Origin of the sequence: Acetobacter sp., assembly GCF_047723915.1 — a bacterium.
In the GTDB taxonomy this organism is placed as follows: domain Bacteria; phylum Pseudomonadota; class Alphaproteobacteria; order Acetobacterales; family Acetobacteraceae; genus Acetobacter.
On sequence record NZ_JBDOBQ010000013.1, the window covers coordinates 1 to 4,283 of the forward strand.

General features: G+C 64.8%; 3 protein-coding genes and 1 pseudogene. 2 read left to right on the top strand and 2 right to left on the bottom strand.

The genetic code is table 11. From position 1 onward, the window contains the following. Nucleotides 1–355, bottom strand: a pseudogene (locus ABF990_RS08620) (glyoxylate/hydroxypyruvate reductase A); the annotation flags it as partial. A 377-nt stretch (nucleotides 356–732) separates the two neighbouring features. Between ABF990_RS08620 and ABF990_RS08625 the strand changes: the two are divergent. Continuing rightward, the gene (locus tag ABF990_RS08625) at nucleotides 733–2,769 is read left to right on the top strand and encodes a M13 family metallopeptidase (RefSeq protein WP_415506555.1); all 2,037 of its coding nucleotides are present in this window, start codon (nucleotides 733–735) and stop codon (nucleotides 2,767–2,769) included. Here the strand turns inward: ABF990_RS08625 and ABF990_RS08630 are convergent. Next, entirely contained in the window at nucleotides 2,756–2,992 is a 237-nt protein-coding gene (locus ABF990_RS08630; RefSeq protein WP_415506546.1) for a hypothetical protein, read from the bottom strand. The genes ABF990_RS08625 and ABF990_RS08630 overlap by 14 nt on opposite strands. A gap of 59 nt (nucleotides 2,993–3,051) precedes the next feature. On the opposite strand from ABF990_RS08630, the gene ABF990_RS08635 reads away from it, so the two are divergent. Then, nucleotides 3,052–4,215 (top strand): TonB family protein, encoded by a 1,164-nt coding sequence (locus ABF990_RS08635; protein ID WP_415506547.1) that lies wholly within the window; start codon nucleotides 3,052–3,054, stop codon nucleotides 4,213–4,215. Nucleotides 4,216–4,283: the final 68 nt, after the last annotated feature.

Genomic DNA, 4,283 nt, shown 5'->3' on the forward strand with positions numbered 1-4,283 from the left:
GCTGCCAGCGCGTGGCGTCGCGCGTGAGCGAGAGCACCGCCCAGATGACGTAATCGGCCATCTGGACACGGATTTCATCATCGCCCATGCGGATCAGGGGTATGGCGCGTGACCATGTGGGGTCGCAGGTCACGTGGTCGACCCCCACCGCGACACTGAGAATGGCCTTGAGATTGGGCATGGCGGCCAGCCGCCCGCGTTCGGGCTGCCAGACAAGGGCATAGTCTATGGCGGCAGGGTCCAGGGTGGGGTCGTCCCATTCGCGCACATCCAGTTCGGGTGCGACACGGGCAAAAATTTCCTGCCAGCGGGGAAAAACCCGTGCCCCTCCCGCCTTGACCACCAGACACACCATGGCCCGCCCTTGTCCTTTCCGGTCTTTGCACCAGTGCCGCACCTATGCCCGGCCAGACTAGCAGCAATTCACCCGGCCCGACAGACATCCCCCGCCCGATGGCCGCCAGAGGTCTGCCAAAGGATCGTGATCACATGCGTGAAGTTTCTTTTAGCTCCGCCAACGCCCCACGGGGTAGGCGGGCGCCGACAAGCCCGTTAATGTGCGGGGGTGGAACACCATGCCCGCATGGACAAAGGCCGGCGGAACCCGCAAAGGCCGCCTGCCACCCAAGACCGGAGACCCGCCCAGTGCCCCATGTTGCCGCCCGCCATTCCACCTGCTTTTCAAGCCGCCTTTCCAGCCGTCTGAGCCTGCTTGTCACCGCTACCCTTGGCATGGCCCTGGCCCCCGCCAGCAGCCGTGCGGCGGAACCCCAGCCCCCGGCGGTTTCGGCACAGGCGGACCAGAGCGCCTTTGCGCCGTGGGGGGTCAACCTGTCCGGGCGGGATATGGGCGTAAAGCCGGGCAACGATTTTTTCCGTTATGCGAACGGCACCTATCTCGAACATCTACAAATCCCGGCAGACATGACAAGCTACGGCCCCTTCAATGCGCTGGCCGAACTGTCACGCGCGCGGGTGCAGTCGATCCTGAACGACCTGTCCGCCCACCCGGTGGCCACCCCCCGCACCATCGAGGAAAAACTGGGCACGTTCTATGCGTCGTACATGGATACGGCGCAGGTCGAACACCTGGGCACCCAGCCCCTTGCCCCCGATCTGGACACCATACGCGCGCTCAGGGACATGACGGGGTTTGCCGCGCTGACCGGCTCGGGTGTCGGAAATTTCCAGTTCTCGCCGTTCTCGCTCAGCATCAACCCCGACGCCAAGGACCCCACGCGCTATGCGCTCAACCTCGATCAGGCGGGGCTGGGGCTGCCTGACCGGGATTATTATCTCAAGCCCGAATTCACCGCGAAAAAGAAAGCCTATCAGGCCTATGTCGAAAAAGCCCTGACCCTGGCCGACTGGCCTGACGCGGCCAGCGCCGCCAGCGCGATCGTGGCGTTCGAGACCCGGCTGGCGCAGGTTCACTGGGCGCGCGCCGCCCTGCGCGACCCGCAGAAAACCTACAACCCCATGACACTGGCCGAACTGACCGCCAAGGCCCCGGGGTTTGACTGGGCGACATGGCTGCGGGCGGCGGGCCTGCCCGCGCAGGGGCTGTACCAGCGCACCCTGATCGTGGGTGAACCCGACACCATGACGGGGGAAGCCCGTATCGTCTCCACAACCGACATGGACACGCTCAAGGCATGGCTGGCCTTTCACCTTGTGGACAATACCGCCACCTACCTGCCCGAACGCTTTGAGGACGCCCGGTTCGAATTTACCAAGGCGCTGAGCGGGCAGCCCACGCTGGCCGCGCGCTGGAAACGCGGCGTGCAGGCCACAAGTGCGGCCATGGGCATGGCGCTGGGCAAGGTTTACGTGCAGCGCTATTTCCCGCCCGAAAGCCGGGCCTCCATGCAGAAGCTGACCGCCGACCTGAAAAACGCGTTCCGCGAAAGGCTGCGCACCAACTCATGGATGAGCCCCACCACGCGCAACGCCGCCCTGCACAAGCTTGAAAGCTTTGAAATCCAGGTGGGCTACCCCAACACGTGGCGTGACTACAAAAGCCTTGCGGTGCATCAGGGCGACGTATACGGCAACGCCCGCAACGGCGTGGCCTATGAATGGCGTTACTGGCTGGAACGGCTTGACAGGCCGGTGGACCGCAACGAGTGGGACATGACCCCCCAGACCGTGAACGCCTACAACAACCCGCTTTTTGTCGAGGTGGTGTTCCCCGCCGCCATCCTGCAGCCGCCCTTTTTCAACCCGCAGGCGGATGCGGCAGTGAATTACGGGGCCATTGGCGGGGTGATCGGCCATGAAATGACCCATTCCTTCGATGACGAAGGCCGCCAGTTCGACGAACACGGTCGCCTGAAGGACTGGTGGACGAAAGAGGACGCCGAACGGTTCCAGAAACTGGCCGACCGCCTTGGCGCGCAGTACGACGCGTTCGAGGTGCTGCCCGGCGTGCATGTGAACGGCAAGCTGACCATGGGCGAAAACATTGCCGACCTGGGTGGCCTGACACTGGCGCTGGACGCCTACCATGCCTCGCTCGGGGGCAAGCCCGCCCCGGTCATTGACGGGCTGAGCGGGGACCAGCGGGTTTTTCTGGGCTGGGCGCAGGTCTGGCGTGAAAAACTGCGCGACGACACGGTGCGCCGCCTGGCCGTGACGGACCCCCATTCCCCCCCGCAGGCACGGGTGAACATACCCATGCACAATATCGATGCCTGGTACGACGCATGGGGTGTCAAACCCGGCGATACGCTGTATCTGGCACCGGAACACCGTGTCAAAATCTGGTAATACGGCACCGGCTCCATGACGCGACCACGCCACCCCGGTCGCGGTACAGGAGCGTTCTGCCGAACGACCAGCCCATGAACCCTGGCCGCGCGCTTATCAGGCGGGAACTTATGCAGTACATCTGGCAGTACGGAACACGGAACACCTGCCGTAAAAGGGCCGCATCCTGCCTGCACCATGCCGCCTCTGGCGGTGGCAGGGTGGCGGTGGCACAGTGGTCCATGCGAGCCGTGCCCCCCTATGGGCCTGTCCTGCGCGATCTGGGGAGAATACCGGCGGTTCATGGTTAACGCGATTCGTCTTCCCGCCGCGTCCCGGCGGGAACCCCGGCTGGTGCCCACCCCCGACCTGTTCGCGGCCGATCCGTCACGCGCGGGCGGTGCGGCAGACCTGCGCGACACCCCCGACGGGCCTGAAACCGAACGCAGGAACCGGCTGTTCCCTGCCCTGCCCGTACCCAAAGTACCGGGGCGGACGGTACGCGGCACCGCAACACCGCTTATTCGCAAGGAACTTTACGCCGAATCCACGCTGGGGCCGGTCATTACCGCATCCCTTCTCGCGCATGCGCTGCTGCTGGGAGCCCTGATCTACAAGGCGTCCACCCATGCCAAGGCGGGCACGCCCAGCACCAGCCAGAATGCCCCGGTGGAAATGGTTTTTTCCCAGCCCGAAGCATCCAGCGGCATGGTGGGCCAACCCTCCCCTGATATGGGTGGCGGCAACCAGGCCAAGCAGCCGTCGCAGGCCAGCAATTCGCCCCCCGCCCCGGCAGAGGCGCAGCAGGGCCCTACCCAGTCCACCGAAACACCGCCCATGGCCCCCCCCCTGCCAAAATCCGATGACGGTATTTCAAAACCTGAACAGACCGAGCAGCGCATAAACCCGGCCCGCCCGGTCACGGGCCACAGGACCACCCCGGAGCACCCGGCCAGGCCCGTTCCCCACCCGCGCCCGACCCCGGCACCCAGCCACCATACGCCCTCGCCCTTCGACAACCCGATGGACCTGTCCTTCGACGAGGCACCGGCCCCGCGCCGCCAGCGGCGGGGCCGACCCGGCGGGTCGCGCGGAGCACTGGACCTGTCCATTGGCCCGATGGTGGAAAACGGGGCGCTGAACGCCCATTATTCCTCCCGCACGACGGTCCACGGCGTCAGCAGCGATTACGCGGCGGATATCGACGCATGGATTCAACGCCACCTTTACTACCCGCCCGAAGCCGCCCAGCAGGGCCAGCAGGGCGCATCCTCGGTGCATGTCATCCTCGACCGCGATGGCCATGTGTTCAAGGTGTTCGAAACCAATTCCTCCGGCTCGGTCGAACTCGACGCCTCGACCATGGGCATGTTCCAGGGAGCGCAACTGCCCCCCGTACCACCGGACATGAAGGATGAATTCATCAACTTCGACGTTACGATCAATTATATCCTGATCAGCAACTGAACACCGCCACCCGCGTTAAGGTAAATCTGAGCGGCCACACTGGCACTGGCACTGGCACTGGCACTGGC